Origin of the sequence: Bartonella sp. AC158YNML (assembly GCF_042196725.1) — a bacterium.
GTDB lineage: Bacteria > Pseudomonadota > Alphaproteobacteria > Rhizobiales > Rhizobiaceae > Bartonella.
Map to the genome: position 1 here is coordinate 41,744 of NZ_JBHIQU010000009.1, position 20,949 is coordinate 62,692.

The 20,949-nt window shown below is 36.4% G+C and carries 12 protein-coding genes, 1 tRNA gene and 2 pseudogenes; 8 read left to right on the plus strand and 7 right to left on the minus strand.

Going from position 1 to position 20,949, the window contains the following annotated elements; translation table 11 throughout:
• Positions 1–579: 579 nt before the first annotated feature.
• Both gltA and gltX (ACFIM1_RS06415) read right to left on the minus strand, forming a co-directional pair.
• Positions 580–1,875, minus strand: coding sequence for a citrate synthase (gltA, locus tag ACFIM1_RS06410; RefSeq protein WP_375609502.1), 1,296 nt, complete (start codon positions 1,873–1,875; stop codon positions 580–582).
• A gap of 264 nt (positions 1,876–2,139) precedes the next feature.
• On the minus strand, positions 2,140–3,570 hold the full coding sequence (gltX, locus tag ACFIM1_RS06415) for a glutamate--tRNA ligase (RefSeq protein WP_375608546.1): 1,431 nt from the start codon (positions 3,568–3,570) through the stop codon (positions 2,140–2,142).
• Between the two features lie 111 nt (positions 3,571–3,681).
• Here gltX (ACFIM1_RS06415) and ACFIM1_RS06420 point away from each other — a divergent pair, with 111 nt between their 5' ends.
• The 7 genes from ACFIM1_RS06420 to gltX (ACFIM1_RS06450) all read left to right on the plus strand — a co-directional run bounded on the left by ACFIM1_RS06420 (position 3,682) and on the right by gltX (ACFIM1_RS06450) (position 14,002).
• On the plus strand, positions 3,682–5,958 hold the full coding sequence (locus tag ACFIM1_RS06420; protein WP_375609501.1) for a ComEC/Rec2 family competence protein: 2,277 nt from the start codon (positions 3,682–3,684) through the stop codon (positions 5,956–5,958).
• A 460-nt stretch (positions 5,959–6,418) separates the two neighbouring features.
• A complete protein-coding gene (gene rpiA, locus ACFIM1_RS06425; RefSeq protein WP_375609500.1) occupies positions 6,419–7,123 on the plus strand; it encodes a ribose-5-phosphate isomerase RpiA in 705 nt (234 codons plus the stop codon).
• Between the two features lie 106 nt (positions 7,124–7,229).
• Complete coding sequence (locus ACFIM1_RS06430; RefSeq protein WP_375609499.1) at positions 7,230–7,799, plus strand: DUF2059 domain-containing protein; 570 nt, start codon at positions 7,230–7,232, stop codon at positions 7,797–7,799.
• Between the two features lie 199 nt (positions 7,800–7,998).
• On the plus strand, positions 7,999–9,390 hold the full coding sequence (gene gor / locus ACFIM1_RS06435) for a glutathione-disulfide reductase (RefSeq protein WP_375609498.1): 1,392 nt from the start codon (positions 7,999–8,001) through the stop codon (positions 9,388–9,390).
• 68 nt (positions 9,391–9,458) lie between these two features.
• On the plus strand, positions 9,459–10,838 hold the full coding sequence (locus ACFIM1_RS06440) for a class II 3-deoxy-7-phosphoheptulonate synthase (protein ID WP_375609497.1): 1,380 nt from the start codon (positions 9,459–9,461) through the stop codon (positions 10,836–10,838).
• Positions 10,839–10,956: 118 nt separating this feature from the next.
• On the plus strand, positions 10,957–12,618 hold the full coding sequence (locus ACFIM1_RS06445; RefSeq protein ID WP_375609496.1) for an NAD+ synthase: 1,662 nt from the start codon (positions 10,957–10,959) through the stop codon (positions 12,616–12,618).
• Between the two features lie 10 nt (positions 12,619–12,628).
• Complete coding sequence (gene gltX / locus ACFIM1_RS06450) at positions 12,629–14,002, plus strand: glutamate--tRNA ligase (protein WP_375609495.1); 1,374 nt, start codon at positions 12,629–12,631, stop codon at positions 14,000–14,002.
• A 60-nt stretch (positions 14,003–14,062) separates the two neighbouring features.
• Here the strand turns inward: gltX (ACFIM1_RS06450) and ACFIM1_RS06455 are convergent, their stop codons facing one another.
• Entirely contained in the window at positions 14,063–15,466 is a 1,404-nt protein-coding gene (locus ACFIM1_RS06455) for a DEAD/DEAH box helicase (protein WP_375609494.1), read from the minus strand.
• 146 nt (positions 15,467–15,612) lie between these two features.
• On the minus strand, positions 15,613–16,386 hold the full coding sequence (locus ACFIM1_RS06460; RefSeq protein WP_375608554.1) for an NAD kinase: 774 nt from the start codon (positions 16,384–16,386) through the stop codon (positions 15,613–15,615).
• Positions 16,387–16,653: 267 nt separating this feature from the next.
• Here ACFIM1_RS06460 and ACFIM1_RS06465 point away from each other — a divergent pair.
• A tRNA-Arg gene (locus ACFIM1_RS06465) sits at positions 16,654–16,730 on the plus strand.
• A gap of 1,242 nt (positions 16,731–17,972) precedes the next feature.
• Here the strand turns inward: ACFIM1_RS06465 and ACFIM1_RS06470 are convergent.
• The 3 genes and pseudogenes from ACFIM1_RS06470 to ACFIM1_RS06480 all read right to left on the minus strand — a co-directional run.
• Positions 17,973–18,128, minus strand: a pseudogene (locus ACFIM1_RS06470) (transcriptional regulator); the annotation flags it as partial.
• Positions 18,129–19,349: 1,221 nt separating this feature from the next.
• The gene (locus ACFIM1_RS06475) at positions 19,350–19,811 is read right to left on the minus strand and encodes a hypothetical protein (protein ID WP_375609493.1); all 462 of its coding nucleotides are present in this window, start codon (positions 19,809–19,811) and stop codon (positions 19,350–19,352) included.
• Positions 19,812–19,910: 99 nt separating this feature from the next.
• Positions 19,911–20,502, minus strand: a pseudogene (locus tag ACFIM1_RS06480) (hypothetical protein).
• Between the last annotated feature and the right edge of the window lie 447 nt (positions 20,503–20,949).

Below are 20,949 nucleotides of genomic sequence, written 5' to 3' on the forward strand. Positions count from 1 at the left end.
TATTATTATTTCCACTTTTTATATGAAATGCAGAATGTCAAAATAAATTTATTTTCTAACAATTGTGAAGATTTTCTTCTAAGAAGTTTGATTTTAGCCGATGATGTTTAAGATGAATGCCTGTATAGGATATAATCATTATAACAAGTTGATCTTTATAGCTATTCTTATAGAAAGAGTCATTTTGCATAGCAAATTTTAAGAGTGCATTTCATTTTCATTCTAATCTACTGTATTTGAAGAAGATAGAAAGAAAAATTCTGACATTGCTAAGTTTTAATATGTAATAAGGGTTTTAAATATGAGGGAATCATAGAAAATACGCTTCATTGAAAATAATGAGAATTATAGGGTAAAATTTTCAATTTTTTTTACTAAATGTGTAGCTAATTTTCAAAAGAGTATTATCAATTTATTGACAGAGCCAAAATTTAGAATTTTTTCGTAAATTTTTATAATGATGTTCTCTGGCGAGAAAGAGCTTTAAAATGAGGTTTTATAAAAATCCTTAAAGGATGCTTTTTGATCACTTTCAATAAAGCCTCAGTAAACTGAAGCTTTATTGATTGATTTATCTCTTTAATTTACACGTTCATCTATAGGAACATAGTCACGCATAGCATAACCTGTGTAAAGTTGTCGAGGACGACCAATTTTTTGGGCAGGGTCTTCAATCATTTCTTTCCATTGTGCCACCCACCCAACACTGCGTGCTAATGCAAAAAGAACAGTAAACATTTCGGTTGGAAAACCTAAAGCTTTTAATGTAATGCCGGAATAAAAATCAACATTGGGATAAAGCTTTTTCTCAATAAAATATTCATCACTTAAAGCAATTTTTTCAAGCTCTATTGCAATATCAAGAAGCGGGTCATCTTGAATGTTGAGTTCTTTTAAAACTTCATGACAAGTTTTTTGCATGATTTTTGCACGTGGATCATAATTTTTATAGACACGATGCCCAAAGCCCATAAGGCGGAAAGGATCATTTTTATCTTTTGCACGTGCAATAAATTCAGGAATTCTTTTAATAGAACCTATTTCTTGTAGCATTTTTAGACATGCTTCATTGGCACCACCATGTGCTGGTCCCCAAAGGCATGCAACACCTGCTGCAATACAGGCAAACGGATTAGCACCTGAGGATCCAGCAAGACGCACTGTAGATGTAGAAGCATTTTGTTCATGATCTGCATGAAGGATAAAGATTTGATCCATCGCTCGGGCAAGCACTGGATTTATTTTATATTCTTCACAAGGAACAGCAAAACACATATGGAGGAAATTTGCAGCATAACTAAGATCATTGCGTGGATAAACAAAGGCTTGTCCGATACTGTATTTATAGGCCATAGCAGCAAGCGTTGGAACTTTTGAGATAAGACGTACAGAAGCAATCATTCTCTGGTGAGGATCTGTAATATCAATAGAGTCGTGATAGAACGCAGACATAGCGCCAAGGCAGGCAACCATGACGGCCATGGGATGAGAGTCACGACGGAAGCCGTGGAAGAAACGTGAAAACTGCTCGTGGACCATGGTATGTTGCATAATACATCGATCAAAGTCGTTTTTTTCTTTCTGTGTTGGGAGTTCACCATAAAGGAGAAGATAACAACTTTCCAGAAAGTCTCCTTTTTCAGCCAATTGGTCGATAGGATAACCACGATAAAGCAATATGCCTTTATCACCATCAATATAAGTAATTTTTGATTCACAAGAAGCTGTTGAAGTAAAACCAGGATCATAAGTAAAAATATCGGTTTTTTTGTAGAGAGAAGCAATTTCGATGACTTCAGGTCCACTTGTGCCTTTACGCAGGGGAAGTTCTACTTTTTTATCATTCACAATAAGATGTGCGTTATTCTCAGACATTCGGTATTCCTTTCAGATCCTTCGCTTCTAAAAATTAAGACTCTGCTTCATCAGAGTAGGAGATATACAATAACTGAAGCTTTTCTTACTTATACTAAGGGCAGATTGCCTCTAAAAGTGAGTACATGCAATCTAAAATATTTCCTTAGCGATCATTATTACTCAATACAAATTGTATTTCAATGATATAACATAAAAAACTCTTTTAGATTGCGTTGAAATATTTGTATAGAGATCTATTTGAGGAGATCTATTCAGTACATATCATGAGTATATTTTTTTGATAAGTTGGTCTTTGATACGATGAAGGCATTCATCGCGTCCTAATAAAATAAGAATATCTAAAACTCCTGGCGATGTTGCGCGTCCTGTAAGAGCTGCGCGAAGTGGTTGGGCGATAGATCCAAATTTAAGATTTTCTGTTTGGGCATAAGAGCGAAGAGTTTCATCTAAAGCTTTTGTATCCCAAGAGGGGCAAGCTTTCAGGGCAAGATAAAGAGCGTTTAAAATGGTTCGTCCATTTTTATCTAAGAGCATTTGTGCTTTTTCATCAAGCTGTAATGGTCGTTGCGTAAAAATGAAGGCGGCATTATCAATCAGCTCGCATAGTGTTTTTGAACGTTCTTTCAAATGTGGGATTGCTTTTAAAAATTGAACACGGCGTTTTTCATCAAGTCTTTCAATGGTTTGTGCTCCCTTATCGGTTTCTGGTAGAATATCAAGAGCGGCATCAAAAAGTTCTTGATCATTGCTCATGCGCATATAGTGTCCGTTAATGGAATCGAGCTTTTTGAGATCAAAACGAGCAGCACCTTTGTTAATATCCTCAATATCAAACCAAGAAATCATATCTTCAAGTGATATAAGTTCGTCATCCCCGTGACTCCACCCTAAACGGACAAGGTAATTGCGCAAAGCAGCAGGAAGATATCCCATGGTTCGGTAAGCATCAACACCGAGCGCCCCATGCCGCTTTGATAATTTTGCGCCGTTTTCACCGTGGATAAGAGGAATATGTGCCATAACAGGAATATCCCATCCCATTGCTTTAAAGATGATTATTTGTCGGGCTGCATTGGTAAGATGATCGTCTCCACGTATGATATGTGTGATGCCCATATCATGATCATCAACGACAACAGCATGCATATAGGTAGGCGAACCATCAGAACGCAAAATAATAAAGTCATCAAGATCTTTATTAGGAAAACGAACATCACCTTGAACAAGATCATGTACTATGGTTTCTCCCTCTTGAGGGGCTTTAATGCGAATAACAGGCTTAACACCTTTAGGAGCTTCAGAACGATCACGGTCCCGCCAACGTCCATCATAACGGGGCGGGCGCCTTTCTGTACGGGCTTTTTCACGCATTTCAGCTAATTCTTCAGGTGAAGCATAACAATAATATGCTTTGCCATTCTTGACCAACTGCTCGGCGATTTGGCGGTGACGTTCTGCACGTTCAAATTGCGAAATAGGGGCGCCATCATAGTTAAGACCCATCCAATGCAAGCCATCTATTATGGCTTTTACAGCTGCTTCTGTTGAACGTTCCCGGTCTGTATCTTCAATTCGTAGAAGCATTTTTCCACCGGTATGTTTTGCATAAAGCCAATTAAAAAGAGCAGTACGAGCGCCACCAATATGAAGGAAACCTGTGGGTGAAGGGGCAAAACGGGTAATAACAGACACGAATATTTTCCTTTAAATTGAGATATTACTTATGGAACTTTATAGAAAGGTTATGTTAGCATAAGTGATGGGGCGTGCAATAGCCGTATTGCGAGTTAAAGTGGGGGACTGATGTTTTATAAAAGTAAAGAGGGTTTATCCGAAAAATCTGTTACAGAAAGAAAAAAGCCATGTCAGATAGGGCAGAGTGTTTTTTCTAGATATGATGATGCAAAGAACGGTAGCTATAACCAACAAAAACTTTTTTTATTGACACTCTTAAAAGAAGTAATCATTTTTTTTCGCAAATGGTTAGAAGATTGTATTAATAAAGAGGTTGCTTTTGGTATCCTTTTTTCGCTGATTTTAGTCTTTTTTGCCCTAGGAATCATTTTCTATTTTCATTTAGAGTGGGAACCAAGTTGGGGACAATTGGGGGCATTGGTCAGTATTTTTCTGGGAATATTCTATGGTGCACGTTTTTATCCAAAAATATGGATTCCCGTGGGATTTCTGTTTTGTATTATATTGGGTACTTTAGCGGCAAAAATAGAAACGTGGCGTATTGCAACACCCATGTTAGGCAGTGACATTGTCACTACATTGACGGGAAGAATTGTTTCTATTGAGTCAGGTGCCAAAGGAGGATTTCGTTTAGTTTTGGATATTTTGAGTACAGAAAAGCCCATATTACGCCATAGTCTTCATCGTGTTCGTTTATCGGCAAAATATTTGCCATCTGGCTTAGCGATTGGTGATGGACTGCATGGAAAAGTGAAGATGCGTGCATTCTCTGGGCCGGTGCGTCCAGGAGGCTACGATTTTAGTTTTCATAATTACTTTAAAAGAATTGGGGCACAAGGCGTTTATTTAGGAAAACCAAGAAAAATATCCGTTTCTCAGCCTGATGGGATATTCGCTATCATTCTACAGAAAATTGAAAATTTACGCACGAAGATGACACAAAGAATCCGTATAGCCCTTGAAGGAGAAAAGGGGAGTGTTGCAGCTGCCCTCATAACAGGGCAGCGTGCTGGTATTTCAAATGAGACAAATGAAGCATTACGTACAGCTGGATTAGCCCATATTTTATCAATATCAGGTTTACATATGGCGTTGTTAAGCGGCATAGTTCTTTTGAGTATCCGTAGTTTTTTAGCATTTTTTCCAGTTTTTTCTTCCTATTATTCCAGTAAAAAGTTTGCTGCTATCGTTGCGTTTATGATAACAGCTTTTTATTTGTTATTGTCGGGCTTAGCAATATCAGCGCAAAGAAGTTTTGTGATGATTGCTGTTATGTTGGTTGCTATATTGTGTAATCGCTCTGCTATAACAATGCGTAATTTTTCCATTGCAGGGTTGATAACTCTGGCGATGACACCCCATGAAATATTAGGTCCTAGCTTTCAAATGTCCTTTTCTGCGACTGCTGCTTTGATCGCTTTTTTTGATTGGTGGAGTGGAAGATCATTTTTTCGTAAAAGAAAAACAACTCCCTCTTATGTTGGAGGAGGAGTGATGAATTTTGTTTTCTTATCGATTCTTTCAACGTGTGCTTCTTCCTTTGTTGCAGGGAGTGCAAGTGGAATTTATGCTGCTTATCATTTTTCTAATATGGCATCTTTGAGCATTATCAGTAATGCTTTTGCTTTGCCTGTCATCTCAATTTTTGTCATTCCCTTTGGATTAATCGCAGTTCTTGCAATGTTAGGAGGATTTGAATGGCTTCCCCTTCAAATTATGGGGTTTGGAGTTGATCTTGTGATAAAGATTGCACATGCTATCAAGGCTATTTCTCCTGATTTGAATCCTGGTTTTATGCCGTTATCTGCGTTGATCTTACTGAGTATAGGCTTGGTTGGATTGACTTTTTGCAAAACACCTATCAGGCTCTTTTTTAGTTTTTTTATTTTGGTTGGTATTTGTATTTGTGTGATGCATTCACCTGTACAACTGATGATCGCAGATAATATGCGTCTGGTGGGTGTTATCCATGATAAAAAATTATATATTGATCGTTACCATATTTCTAAATTAACGTCATCCATATGGAAAAAGTCATTCCGTGTGAATGAAATGATTAAACCAACAAAATATGGGCCTTCATTGCATGGACAATTTATTTGTGATCGTCATGTCTGTGCATCCTTATTGGATAATGGATTAAAAGTGATCGTTTTACAGAGAGAAACAGATCAATGCGTAGAGGCAGATATTCTCATTCAGACATTTACAATTGCGATGCATAATCCAGTATGTCACAAGAAGGCAAAAATAATATTTACCCCTCAACAATTGTTATCACGAGGAAGCGTGATGATGACCAAAAGTGGGGATATTATTTGGTCTTCTCTAGGGTTTCATAGACCATGGAATATGCATAGACGGTATGCACAACAAAATATATAATTAAATCGCATTTTTCTTCATATCTGGACGATGACAAAACAGAAAAGAATAGAAGACTTTTCTGATAATATTTTGCGGTATTTAGATTGGTAAATTTATCAATGTCATTGAAACGAAATAATAATCTACAGTTTTCTAGAAATAGATGATTTTTATATCTGATCATTTTAATTTTTTCAAAAAAATTGCTATGTGCATCTTTGTGCATCCTATTGATAGCACAAGATAAATCAAAAATTTTTATTGAATGAGAAAAATGCTAACAAATCTTCTCAAAGAAATAAAAAAGATAATTGTTGATTATTCTATTTTATTCTTATCATATATTTCTATAACGAGTAACATCTGTTCAAGCAAAAAATAACGGTAAGTTTAGAAGATTGAGTCAGGTAGTTACCTTTTATTATCGGTGGTAATAGGGGGAGTGAGTACTGCTTGAGGATAAAAGGTAAAGTCATTCATGAATGTTCAGCAGTTAAAAAAAATGGCAGCTGTTAGAGCGCTTGAATTTATTGAAGATGGTATGCGGCTTGGTATCGGATCTGGTTCGACAGTCAATGAATTTATTCGTCTTCTTGGTGAGCGTGTTGCGGATGGTCTACGTGTGACTGGTGTTGCTACCTCACGATATTCTGAACAGCTCTGTCGTAAGTTTGGAGTTCCTGTTAGCACTTTAGAAGAAATACCTGAATTGGATCTTGATATTGATGGAGCAGATGAAATTGGTCCTCAGATGATGCTTATTAAAGGAGGAGGTGGAGCATTGTTATATGAAAAAATTGTGGCATCGGCATCCCGTGAAATGCTTGTCATTGCTGATGAAACAAAGATAGTAAAAAGACTTGGTGCTTTTGCACTACCGATTGAAGTTAATTCATTTGGTATCCATACAACACGCAAAGCCATCGAAAAAATTGCTGATGATTTCGGACTTTCTGGAGACATTATATTGCGAATGAATGGAAAAAATCCTTTTGAAACAGATGGTGGCCATTTTATTCTTGATGCATTTTGGGGCTGCATTTTGCAACCAAAACCATTATCGGATGCACTTCTTGCTATTCCTGGTGTTGTTGAGCATGGCCTTTTTTTGGGGTTGGCTTCACGTGCAATTGTCGCTATGGCTGATGGGCAAATAAAAGTTTTAGAACCGTTTGATTTTTAGAAAAGGCATTTACATGATGATATGTTAGCACAGTAAAAAAGGGTCTTAAAGATTTTAGGTAGAATAACGAATTAAAATTATAATTAGCGATCGGGGTAATCATTAAATGAAAGTAATATTTTCTTTTCCGCGTTTTGTCGCATATTGGGGTGCAATTACCATTTTTGTTGTGAATATTGGAATGGTTCATGCACAAGGTGTGAGTGATCAACATTTAGATTCAGCGCGAAAGGCAATCAGAGCTATTCATGCAACGGATCAATTTGATAGCTTTTTACCAAATGCAGTCCATGATTTCAAAAATGAACTGATCAGCGATGATCCGAATTTGGCAACAGCTATTTCTGATATTGTTGATAAGCAGGCGCTTGCTTTAATTAAAAGGCGCTCTGATCTAGAAAAAGAGATTGCTCATGTATATGCAAAATATTTTACTCAAAAAGAGCTTGATGCGATAACAACATTTTATAATTCTGACACCGGTAAAAAGTTTTTGACAGAAGTTCCCAATATTGCACGTGATTCCTATTCTGCATTTGATGTATGGCGTTCTGCTCTTATGCAAGATCTTGTAGAAAATGTGAAAAAAGAGATGTCTGAAACACTTAATTTGAATAATTCTACTATGCCTACAAATATGCCTATAAAATCAGAATCTTCAGAAAATAAAAAATAGCTTGATTGATATTATGACAACAATGGGCAATTTCTGATTTTTTTAATAGCGGCGGTTTTCCCGCCGGTTTTAAATATTTTAATAAGAATAAACCCTTTAAGAATATTGCTTAAAATGCTTCTTCAAAAGAAAAAAGACTTTTATTTGATAATAAATGATCTTAGCCTATTGTTTGTAGATATATGAGAAGGATTAGTTCGTGGGTTCTTTTGATTTTGATTTATTTGTTATTGGAAGTGGTTCTGGTGGAGTGCGTGCAGCACGGCTTGCTGGAGGTCTTGGAAAGCGGGTAGCTATAGCAGAGGAATATCGTATAGGGGGCACTTGTGTTATTCGTGGTTGCGTTCCCAAAAAACTTTATGTTTATGCATCACAATATGTAAGAGAATTTAAGAAAAGTGTTGATTTTGGGTGGGAATATGCGGATCCAATTTTTAGCTGGGAAAAGTTGGTTGCAGCTAAAAATAAAGAAATATCAAGGTTAGAAGGCCTGTATCGTAAGGGATTAGAAAATAACAATGTGCATATTTATGAAAGTCGTGCTACTTTTATAGATGATCACACATTAGAGCTTTCTGCCACGGGTGAGCGGGTAAGTGCAGAAAAAATTTTGATTGCAACAGGGGCAAAACTTGCACCAAATACGTCCATAGAAGGCGGTGAATTTTGCCTTACTTCTAATGAGATTTTTGACCTTAATCAACTCCCAAAATCAATAGTGATTGTTGGTGGAGGGTATATTGGTGTTGAATTTGCTAATATTTTTCATGAATTAGGTGTAAAAACAATACTCCTTCATCGCGGTGATTTAATCCTTCGTAATTTTGATCATGATTTGCGGCAATTGCTCAGCGATGCAATGATTGAAAAAGGGATTTCTATTCTCTATGGCATAACAATTTCTAAAGTACAGGCTGCCGAAAACTGTTATGATATTGTTTTATCAAATGGGCAAACGATCAGCACTGACCAAGTTCTGTTAGCTACGGGACGGATGCCCAATACTGCTGGTTTAGGACTTGAGAGAGTAGGTATAGAAGTTAATGAATTTGGTGCAGTTGTTGTTGATGAGAAAATGACAACAAATATCCCCCATATTTGGGCTGTTGGTGATGTAACAGGTCATATTCAATTAACACCCGTTGCGATTCATGATGCAATGTGTTTTGTTAAGACAGCACTTGAGAATATTCCCACAACACCTGATTATGATTTAATTACAACGGCAGTTTTTTCTCAACCAGAGATTGGAACGGTTGGTCTTTCAGAAGAGGAGGCGGTAAAGCGTTATAAGCGTCTTGAAATTTATCGTACAGTTTTTCGTCCTATGCGTAATATTCTTTCTGGTATTTCAGAGAAAATGCTTATGAAACTCATTGTTGATGGTGAAAGCCGTATTGTTGTGGGCGCTCATATTTTAGGGGAAAATGCTGGTGAAATGGCACAGCTTATAGGGATATCTCTCAAGGGTAAGCTAACGAAGGATATCTTTGATGAAACGATGGCAGTGCATCCAACGATGGCAGAAGAATTGGTAACGATGTATAAACCAAGTTATATATATGAAAATGGGAAGAAAATAGAAAGTTAAACAGCATATATTTTGGTGAAAAGTTTTTGATATGCCAAGCTGTAAGTTTAGTCTTTAGAGAGAGTATAATGATAAAAGAATGGGTGCCTGACTCTTGGAGAGAAAGGCCAATTAAACAAGTTCCGACTTATCCGGATAAGTCTATGTTAGAAAATGTTGAACGAAAACTGAGAAGCTATCCTCCTTTAGTTTTTGCCGGTGAAGCACGTGATTTAAAAAATGAATTAGCAGCCGTTGCGAAAGGCCAAGCTTTTTTATTGCAAGGTGGTGATTGTGCCGAAAGCTTTGCAGAACATGAAGCTGATAATATTCGTGATTTTTTTCGTGTATTTTTGCAAATGGCGATTGTTTTAACCTTTGGTAGTTTTAAGCCTGTTGTTAAAATTGGTCGTATTGCTGGTCAATTTGCAAAGCCACGCTCTTCTGATATCGAAAGTAAAGAAGGGATTGATCTTCCTGCTTATCGGGGGGATATTATTAATGGCATTGAATTTAGAGCCGATTCTCGTATTCCGGATCCGCAACGGATGTCCATGGCTTATCGCCAATCTGCGGCAACACTTAATCTCTTGCGTGCTTTTTCACAAGGTGGCTATGCTGATTTAGAAAATGTTCACACATGGATGTTGAGTTTTGTTTCTAACAGTCCGCAGGGGGAACGTTATGAATTATTGGCAGAGCGTATTTCTGAAGCAATTGATTTTATGCGTTCTATAGGGATTACATCCAAAACGCATTCTTCATTGCGTGAAACATCTTTTTATACCAGTCATGAAGCACTTTTACTTGGTTATGAAGAGGCTTTGACGCGAATTGATTCAACTTCAGGAAATTGGTATGCAACATCTGGCCATATGTTATGGATTGGAGACCGTACACGTCAGGTTGACCATGCTCACGTTGAATATTGTCGTGGTATCAAAAATCCTATAGGATTAAAGTGTGGCCCTTCCATTGAGCCTGATGAGCTTTTAAGATTAATTGATATTCTAAATCCTGAAAACGAGCCAGGTCGGCTTACCCTTATTACGCGCTTTGGTTATGATAAGGTTGAAAGTTATCTACCTAAACTCATCCGCGCCGTTGAACGCGAGAAGCGTGCGGTTATATGGTCATGTGATCCAATGCATGGCAATACAATTACTGTTAGTGGTTATAAAACGCGTCCCTTTGATTATGTTTTAAAAGAAGTAGAGAATTTTTTTGCTGTGCATCATGGAGAGGGAACTTATCCAGGAGGCATTCATATTGAGATGACAGGTCGTGATGTCACTGAATGCACCGGTGGGGCACATGCTATTTCTGTGAACGATTTGTCTGATCGTTATCATACGCAATGTGATCCACGATTAAATGCAGATCAATCGTTAGAATTGGCGTTTCTTGTTGCGGAACTCCTTAAAAAAAATCGTGCCACTGACCCGTTAGCAATTGCCACTGGTGGATAGCAAAAGTTTACCTAATATTTTAGATCATATGACAGAAGAGAATTTAAAAAAAAGCGATGTTTCTGATGATTAAAAATAAAGTTGTGGTTGCCAAACTGATGAAGTGATAAAAAGACTTATGAAAAATGATTTTCGGGTAGCAATTGCCCAATTAAATCCTATTGTCGGTGATATTGAGGGGAATTTTTCTCTAGCTGTTATGGCACATCAAAAGGCTAAAGAAGAGGGAGCTGACCTTGTTTTATTATCGGAGCTTTTTATAAGCGCTTATCCACCAGAAGATCTTGTTCTAAAATCTGCTTTTACAAAAACATGTGAAGAGGCTGTTGGAAATTTAGCAAAAATAACAGTAGGCGGACCAGGAATTGTCATTGGTCTTCCATTAAGGCGTAATGGCAATGTTTATAACGGTCTCATGCTTCTTGATGAAGGGCGAGTTATTGCTGAAAGCTTAAAGTTTGATTTACCTAATTATGCCGAATTTGATGAAAAGCGTTTATTTTCTTCAGGTCCACGTCCTGAGCCTATTGTTTATCATGGAATCAAATTAGGAATAGTCATTTGTGAGGATCTATGGAATGATTTCTCTCTGAGTACAGAGCTTAAAGATAAAGGAGCGGAAATTATTCTTGTTCTTAACGGATCTCCCTACTATCGTAATAAAACTTTAAAACGTATAGATGTTGTTCATACGCAAGCTCTACGATCTGGGGTACCAATTATTTATGCTAATCAAATTGGTGGTCAAGATGAGCTCGTTTTTGATGGCGGGTCTTTTGCCTTGAATGGGCAAGGCAAAAAAGTGTTTCAAATGAAACACTTTGAAAGGCAGATTGCTTTGAGCCATTGGCAACGAACAACGACGGGATGGAACTGTGTTTCAGGTCCTAATGAAAATCTTCTCAATGGATTAGCAGCCGATTATCAAGCTTGTGTTTTAGGCTTGAAAGATTACGTTAATAAAAACGGCTTTAAGGATGTTATTCTTGGTCTTTCAGGAGGAATTGATTCAGCCCTGTGTGCGGCAATGGCGGTGGATGCTCTTGGTGCTGAGAGGGTTCGCACCATTATGATGCCTTATCATTTCACTTCGCAAGAATCATTAAAAGATGCCAAAGAATGTGCTGATCTTTTAGGATGTCATTATGAAATCATACCGATTGCACAACCTGTTGAGGCTTTTTTAAAGACAATGGCACCTGTTTTTTTTGGCTTACCCTCTGATGTAACAGAAGAAAATCTTCAAAGTCGCATACGCGGTACACTTTTGATGGCTCTTTCGAATAAATTCGGATCAATGGTGGTAACGACAGGCAATAAGTCAGAAATGGCTGTAGGATATGCAACACTATATGGGGATATGAATGGCGGATTTAATCCTCTTAAGGATATTTATAAAATGCAGGTTTACGCATTAGCTGAATGGCGCAATAAAAATCACTTTCACAATTTGAGAGGACCAGAAGGAATTGTCATTCCATCCAATATTATAGAAAAAGCGCCTTCTGCAGAGCTGCGAGAAAATCAAAAAGATGAAGATTCTCTTCCCCCTTATCCTATTTTAGATGATATATTGCAATCTCTTGTAGAAAATGACATGAGTATTTGCGATATTATTAAACGTGGGCATTCACGGGAAACTGTTGAGAAAGTTGAACAGCTTCTTTATGGTGCCGAATATAAAAGACGACAATCTGCACCCGGTGTAAAAATCAGTTACAAGAGTTTTGGACGCGATCGTCGCTATCCCATAGTCAATCATTTTCGCGATAAAAATTGAGTATTATTTTATGGTTAAAGTTCGTTTTGCTCCCTCTCCAACAGGTTATATTCATATTGGCAATATCCGTATTGCACTTTTCAATTGGCTTTATGCGCAAGCGCATAAAGGAGAATTTATTTTGCGCTATGATGATACAGATGTTGAACGTTCTAAACAAGAATATATTGATGCTATTGCTGTTGACCTTGAATGGCTTGGTATTCAACCAGATTCAATTTATTACCAATCTAAGCGATTTAATCGATATGATGAAGTTGCGGAAATTCTCAAACAACGCGGGCTTCTTTATCCCTGTTATGAGACTGCAGAAGAATTAGAGCGGCGTCGTAAAATTCAGCTTTCACGAAAATTGCCTCCTATTTATAACCGTGCAGCATTAAAATTGACGGCAGAAGAGAAAAAAAGCTTTGAATCTCAAGGTCGTAAACCCCATTGGCGTTTTCTTCTTCCTAATTTTGAAAGTGATCCTTTGCAAACAAAGCGAACAGAAGTTTGCTGGAATGATGCGATAAAGGGGAAGCAGACGATTGATTTGGCTTCTCTTTCAGATCCTGTTCTTATTCGTGAAGATGGAAGCTATCTTTATACATTGCCGTCTATTGTTGATGATGTAGATATGGCTATTACGCATATTATTCGCGGGGATGATCATATTACAAATACAGGCGCTCAAATTGCTCTTTTTAAAGCTCTTAATGCAGAATTACCGGTTTTTGCTCATACCAATTTATTGGCGACAGTTTTAGGAAAAGGATTTTCAAAACGTAATAATGATCTTTCTATTCGTTCTCTACGGGAAGAAGGATTTGAATCTATAGCTGTTCAATGCCTTGCCGTTTTGATTGGGACATCGCAAAATGTGCATCCCTATCCCAATCAAGCTACGCTTTTAGAACATTTTAATTTACAAGATACGTCAAGATCCGTTGCAAAATTTGATATTGCTGATCTTCTTTCTTTGAATAGTCATCTTGTCCATGAGCTAACCTATGAAGAAGTTCAAATACGACTTAAAAAACTTTCTATTGAGGGAGATAAGGCGGAATATTTCTGGAACGCGATAAGACGCAATATTGATAAAGTCAAAGATGCTGTTTTGTGGTGGAAAATCATTCATGATGAACAAAATTTTGATACAGTAGCACTAGAGGATCGTGCATTTGTGCGTCAATCACTCGATTTCTTACCTGAAGGTGCTTTGAATGAGGAAAGTTGGAAAATTTGGACAACAGCATTAAAAGAAAAAACAGGTCGGAAAGGAAAGTCTTTATTTATGCCATTACGTCAAGCACTTACGGGCATGGATCATGGGCCTGAAATGGGAAAGCTTTTGCAGCTTTTAGGGCGTGAAAAGGTAATAGAAAGGCTCTCTAAGAAATAAGAAAAACTTTTAAAAGGCATCTTTTATTTACTTTATGCTTACAAAGAGTAAAGGGCGAGTCTATCTACGCGTTTTTATGAGCATGAATGCAGGAATATCATCACCAAATCCAAGGGGCGTGTAATTCTTATTTTTTCGTGAGCGTTGTTGCTCAGATGGCTTCTCCTTATTATTTGCATTTTTGATATATTCTGTTTTATTCTCTTCTACAGATTTTTTAGTGTGAGCAACAGGCTCTTTTGGAGCAGTTTTCTTTGATGATTTTGATGATTTTTTCTTTACAACAATATCTTCTGTTTGATCATCGGCTATTAAAGTTGAGAGATCTCCATTGAGCCATTCAATTTTTTCATTACTCATTTCCTCAATGGCATTGATATATTTTTGATCAGCTTTTGTGACAATTGTAAAAGCTTTTCCGCTACGATTTGCACGCCCTGTACGACCAATTCGATGGATATAGTCTTCAGCATGTGTAGGAACATCATAGTTAAATACGTGGCTTACGGCTGGAATATCGAGACCACGGGCAGCAACATCAGAAGCAACCAGAAGTGTAAGTTTATTATTTTTAAAATCGGCTAGGGTGTTCATACGTGAATATTGGTCCATATCCCCATGCAATGCACCTACACTAAAGTTATGTTTAATGAGTGATCTAAGAAGTTCAGAGATATCCCTCTTGCGATTACAGAAAATAATAGCATTTTGAAGCTCGGCACCTTCATTTTGGATAAGTTCTCGTAAAACTGCTCTTTTGTCCCATGATTTATTTCCAGATTTAACAAGCCGTTGTGTAATTGTGGTCGCTGTTGAGGAAGCTTTTGTAACTTCAACAGATACCGGAGAATGTAAAAATTGTTTCGTTAGTTTTGTAATTTCTGGTGCCATTGTTGCAGAAAAGAACAAAGTTTGACGCGTAAAAGGTGTTAGTTTACAGATGCGTTCGATATCAGGAATAAAGCCCATATCCAACATGCGATCAGCTTCATCAATAACAAGGATTTCAACGCCCATCAGGAGCAATTTACCGCGCTCGAAATGATCAAGAAGGCGCCCTGGTGTTGCTATAAGAACATCAGCTCCTCGTTCAAGTTTGCGATCTTGGAGTTCAAAAGATACCCCACCAATCAAAAGAGCAACATTTAAACGATGATTTATTCCGTATTTATCGAAATTTTCTTCAACTTGAGCTGCAATTTCTCTTGTTGGTTCTAAGATGAGCGTACGGGGCATTCGTGCTCTTGCACGACCTTTTTCAAGGAGAGTGAGCATAGGCAATACGAAAGAGGCGGTTTTACCCGTTCCCGTTTGAGCGATTCCTAGAACGTCTTTTCTTTGAAGGACGTGAGGAATTGTTTCACTTTGAATAGGTGTTGGAGTTGTATATCCCGCTGATTTTACAGCGTTAACAACCTTTGCGGAAAGACCTAAATCATCAAAACTGTTTAAAGATGGTATCATTTTTTTATCAATTGCTCTGTGATTTTAATTTTGCTATCTAAATGATGAGTATAACCAATATCCCCCACTCTTAAAGAGTTTTAAGATGCTTTCACAAAAAAACTAACTATAACAACCATATACACATAAAACGCACAATACAATCATTAATAGCGAAATTGTTCTGATAAAATGCGTTCATCCCATGAATGATTTGAGTCAAAAAGGATTGAAGCTGTTACTTCTGTTGCCATTGAAATAGTAACTGAATGGACAGATTTAACTTCAACATTATCAGCAGCAGCGTTAACAGGGCGTTTGTCAGGTTCAAGCATATCAAAGCGCACTGTTACTGTATTGGGAAGCAATGCTCCATGCCAACGCCGAGGACGAAAAGGACTAACGGGAGTAAGAGCCATAAGGGGGGCCATAAGGGGTAAAATAGGTCCTTGTGCTGATAAATTATAAGCGGTTGATCCTGCCGGTGTAGCGACGAGGACTCCATCACAATTTAATTGTTCCATGCGCACGTTGTTATCAATGGTGATACGAATTTTTGCTGCTTGATAAGATTGTCGAAAGAGAGATACTTCATTAATTGCAAGAGCTTCGATAGATTCTTGACATTCAGCTTTTGCAATCATGCGCAGGGGATGGATTTCTTTTCTATGAGCGACAGCAATACGATTAGGTAATTTTTTTTCATGAAATTCATTCATAAGAAATCCTACAGAACCTTGATTCATGCCATAAATGGGTTTGCCTGTATTCATGACGTCCCGTACGGTTTGTAACATTGTCCCATCACCACCGATTGCAACAACAATATCAGTTTCTTCCAGAGAAGAATGACCATAAACGGAAATTAATTTATGGGTAGCTTTGAGAGCTTCCTCAGTTTCTGCGGAAACAAAATGAAAGCGACTTGGTAATGTAATCATTTAGAAATTATCCTGATACTTACAGTTTATATTGTAACTTATTTTTTGAAAGTTTTGAAGTTGTAATAAAAGCTCTTTTAATAATAAAACGAGTGTTGAAGACAAAAAAGCTCTTTCAAGATAAAGTATCATTGTAGAAAAATAAAAGGGGTGCGTAGTTAGATAATTTACAAATAAGTAATTTTTTTATTAGAATGGTAATTTAGCATTGAAGCTAAGAGAATGATTAGTTAAAAGATCACAACTAATTTTAATAATCGGTTTTAAGCACCCGTAGCTCAGCTGGATAGAGCGCTGCCCTCCGAAGGCAGAGGTCACAGATTCGAATTCTGTCGGGTGCACCAAACTTTTCAATTTCATATCATCCTAAATAACAACATTCTCCAAAAAGAAGCAGATTTCCTCTTTATGAAAATGGTCATTTGAGTTGTTCATTAAGTTTTTAGCGAATAAGTGAATGATTTTAAGAGAAGTAAAATTTTACAGTTGCGTATATAATTTTTCGCTTAGTCATTTTGAATATCGAGATAAGAAAGCAGGATTATCTAAATGCGCTTTCAATTTAACTACAAACATATATAACAATACATATTAATTAAATATGTTATTGTACAATTGATCCAGTGATGTTGACAGTAGATCGTTAAATATATTATTCTGGTCATTAAAATAGATAGTTCAATCCGCTTTTATTCTTAGAGCTATGCTGAGATGAAACGCCGATGAGAAATACCACCAGTTAAGGAAATAATAATCGTTAAGATTTGAATTGTTTCAAAATCGCTATGGTTTTTACATAAGGCTTTGTACTAAGTTGGAAGAGTTGAGATTAGGTAAGAATACGCGATAATTCATTATTTTTATAGCTATTTTACCTTTCAGTGCGCGTTTTGTTAAAATTTATTTTGACACTTAAAATTGCAAAAATCGGAATTTAGGGAAAAATTGAGAACTGATGACTCGTGCCAGCAAAGCTGGGATTGACGAATAGTATTTAGAAGCTTTTAGCATTTATGCTGCCAAAGCGGCTATGGCTTTTGATATGAATGGGGGATTAGATTGGTGAATGCTTTGCCAGATTGCGCAATGTCTTCAAACTAAATCAAGTTCAGATCACAATGAAATTGCGTGTGAAGGAAATAGAAAATCAAAGGTGCACCTTGCACTTTGGGTGGGAGAGAGGAATAGGGACAACTTGACCCAATTGCTTAAACGTTTCTCTCTTTAATAATATATCTGAATAATGTGCTTGGGACATGGAAAAATTTTCAGTCAATTTACTCTAGAAGGGATGAAAACATCTTATATACGCTTTTTCTTAAATAATGTGATTCCGGCTCAAGAACTTATCATCTCAAATTGCGACCTTTAAGAGAAAAAAATAAAGACGTATTAAAGAGGTTTTAAATGATCTTTGAAAGGTCTTTGAATACCCTTTAAAAAAATTCGATACATCGTGAAGTTCACTCCAAAATCAGACAAAAATGACCCAAAAAACAAAAAAGATATACGCCATATGGCGATTTTCTATTTTTTCGTAAATATAATTATTTAAAAACAAAATGTTATTTCATTTTAGAGAGGCATTAAGCCGTATCTTGTGTAGTTTCTAGGTGTACTTTTTCAGCCTTTATTTGACGCTTTAAATCAATTTTAAGAAGAGGGAAAGTTGCTTCGACTTCTTCTATGTCGTTGATGTTTTGAACAAGCTCTTGCAACTTTATACAAAGCTCTGCCGCCAGATACCAAATATTGCATAAAAAACTAATAAAGTCAATAGGTTGTTTGCAATAATTTTATATGAATCCACTTAAGAATCCATCTTTTTATGCATGATTCATTTGACCATTTTTTATATAAGATCGCTATGTATGAATAGACCATAAAAAGCAAATCATGATGTAAATATTATAACGCATGTAAACGTTCAAATGAAATCAAAAGCAGTTATCATACATAACAGTTTATAAATTTTATAATACCTTTTTATCACAGCACAAATCACATTGTTAAAAAATTTAGTCGTTTGAAAATATCGATAACATAAATTGTATACGTTTAAAGAATGGTATGAGTTTTGCTCTTTTTTGAGCGAAGCCTTCAAAGGAATAATCGTTTGAAACGGTCATAAGCTTATGGGTTTAATTTAAAAAATTGCATAAAAGGATTAAGGACAAGATCGCTTTTAAAATGCTGTCTAAAAGTTTAGAAAATGATAAAGAGGTATTTTATATCTGATGAAATTAAAAGCCTTTTATGACATATGCAAGCAAGTGAGCAAAAAACGTTTTAAGAATATAAATTTAAAGATATGAAAGCAAATGAGGTCAATCCAAAATTGGATTGGTTGCTTTTGCCAGCCCAAATATGAACCGGCTAATTTTTAAAGAAATTAGATTTTAAAGAAAAGTAAAAATACGCTTATGAGAACCTCTCTAAGTGAACGTTTAAACGTTTGAAACTGATGTTTATAACAGTTTTTAAAGCCTTGCATTTGATAAAAGCGGTTGTTTGTTGTCTTTATGAGAGCTTGTTTGAAAAGCTAACGTTTGCAACTGTAAAATATTGAAACGTTTGAAAAGAAGCATTTTGATCATGGGCTTTATTTCAAATGACCACCTCACAAAGGAGGAGTTATGATTAATACGTTTGATAGCAACGAAAAGCATTTATAGGCTCTCTCATTCAAATGAGTGATTAAAGATCATACACATCATACATTTCTCTCTTGATAAGTTTTCATATCTCTAATAGAGTGCTTGCAATATAATACGTTTTGTATATATGCATTCATTACTCCATTGTAGATGATTATTTTTCTATCATTAGAATCATTATTTGAAAGCTGCGTCATATCACTTGGCACAGCTTTCTTTTATTTTACTCTCTCTTTTATGATATGTTTATAGCAATTATTTTATAATGCGTTTATAGCCATCAAGAAGGCGCCCCCATGCCTATTTTTATTCTGTTTCATCAACAATCTTGACAACATTATCGCTTTCATAAAACTCACAATTTTGAGGAACTAACCTTACTTTGCTTCTTTTATTGAGCTTTGCATTGCCATAGACCTCACCATAAATCTTTGCAGGGCCATTAATAAAGGCATAATTATAAACTTTTGCATGGCTATAAATGCAAGCAGAGCCACAAACCTTAGCACGACCATAGATGCGTGTATAACTAAAAACCGTAGCATCCTCATAAACATGGGCGTGACCATAGACACAAGCCTCATCATAGACCCAGCAATTGCCATCATGGGAGAGGTTGACTTCCTTTTCAATAAAACCGCCTAAAGCACCCGCCTTTATATCATCAAAATCTTTTAAAGCACGAATGCGATAAAGGTTTATAATATTTCGAGTAAGAGCATGTTTGATTTTTTTGATTTCACTGGTTAATTCATATTTTTTGCACATAGAGGTACCCTCACAATCTAATGTGATAAACAGTTGATAAAATTTGAAATGGAAAATTTGGTTGGAAAGCAGGCGCACCCGCCGCGCCCACGCAATTATTTACGCAGCGTCACTTTCATATTCGCTGTCATTATCATCGTCATAATACCACTCACAATCAGCATAATACTCATGACGGTAATAATCATCTTCACTCCCAAATTCGTGATATGAATCATCACAAATATCTTCATTAGCAGTTAGAGAAGCATTGCTATGAATATAAGAATTACCTGAGATAAGAGCCCCACAAACTACGGCATCATCAAAAACACGCGAGCCATCACAAATATGAGCATGATCAGTGACACGGGCGTTATCATAAATTTGAGCATTGCCCTCAATTACAACGGCATTGCGAACATGAGCATTTCCATAAAGCTTTGCATTGTCCTTTAAACATGCCTTCAAAAATAGCATTACCATAAATTCTTGCATTACCACAAACGTCAACAAAAAAGCTTTTTACTTTAGCATTCCCTGAAACCCTTGCATTTTGAAAAACGCGTGCTTTGTCATAAACCCAGCAATTACCTTTGTGAGATAAGTTACTTTCGTTTTCAATATACCCCCCTAGATCGCCAGCTTTGACATCCCCAAAATCTCTTAAAGCACGTATACGGTATAATATGAGACCAGTCACAAAATCCATTTTGCCAGTAAACTCATACTTTTTTGATGTTGTTTTCTTATTAACGGGGGGGTGATATATTTGTCATATTTAAAACCTTAACGTAAAATTGTTTGTTATTGACGCTCTTAACAAGCATCGGGCGCTAACAAACACGGCGTTAAGTCCGTTGCTTACACTTTTCCCATAAAGGTATTGTATGATGTAAGCACACCCGACAGAATCATTATATGCTAATTAACACATAAAAAACAACCAGTATTTAAAAAACATAGGAAAGGTTTTATCGTAACCTATCCACTTAACGTAAAGTGTTTGTTAATCACTTGATTATTCATATAACAAAATACGTATTTATTGTCAATTAATATTTTATCTTTTTTGATATTTCTTGTATTTTTTTAAATACGTTGTGTATTGATAATATCTTATCCTTATGAATTGCTTCTTTTATATTTATAATCTATC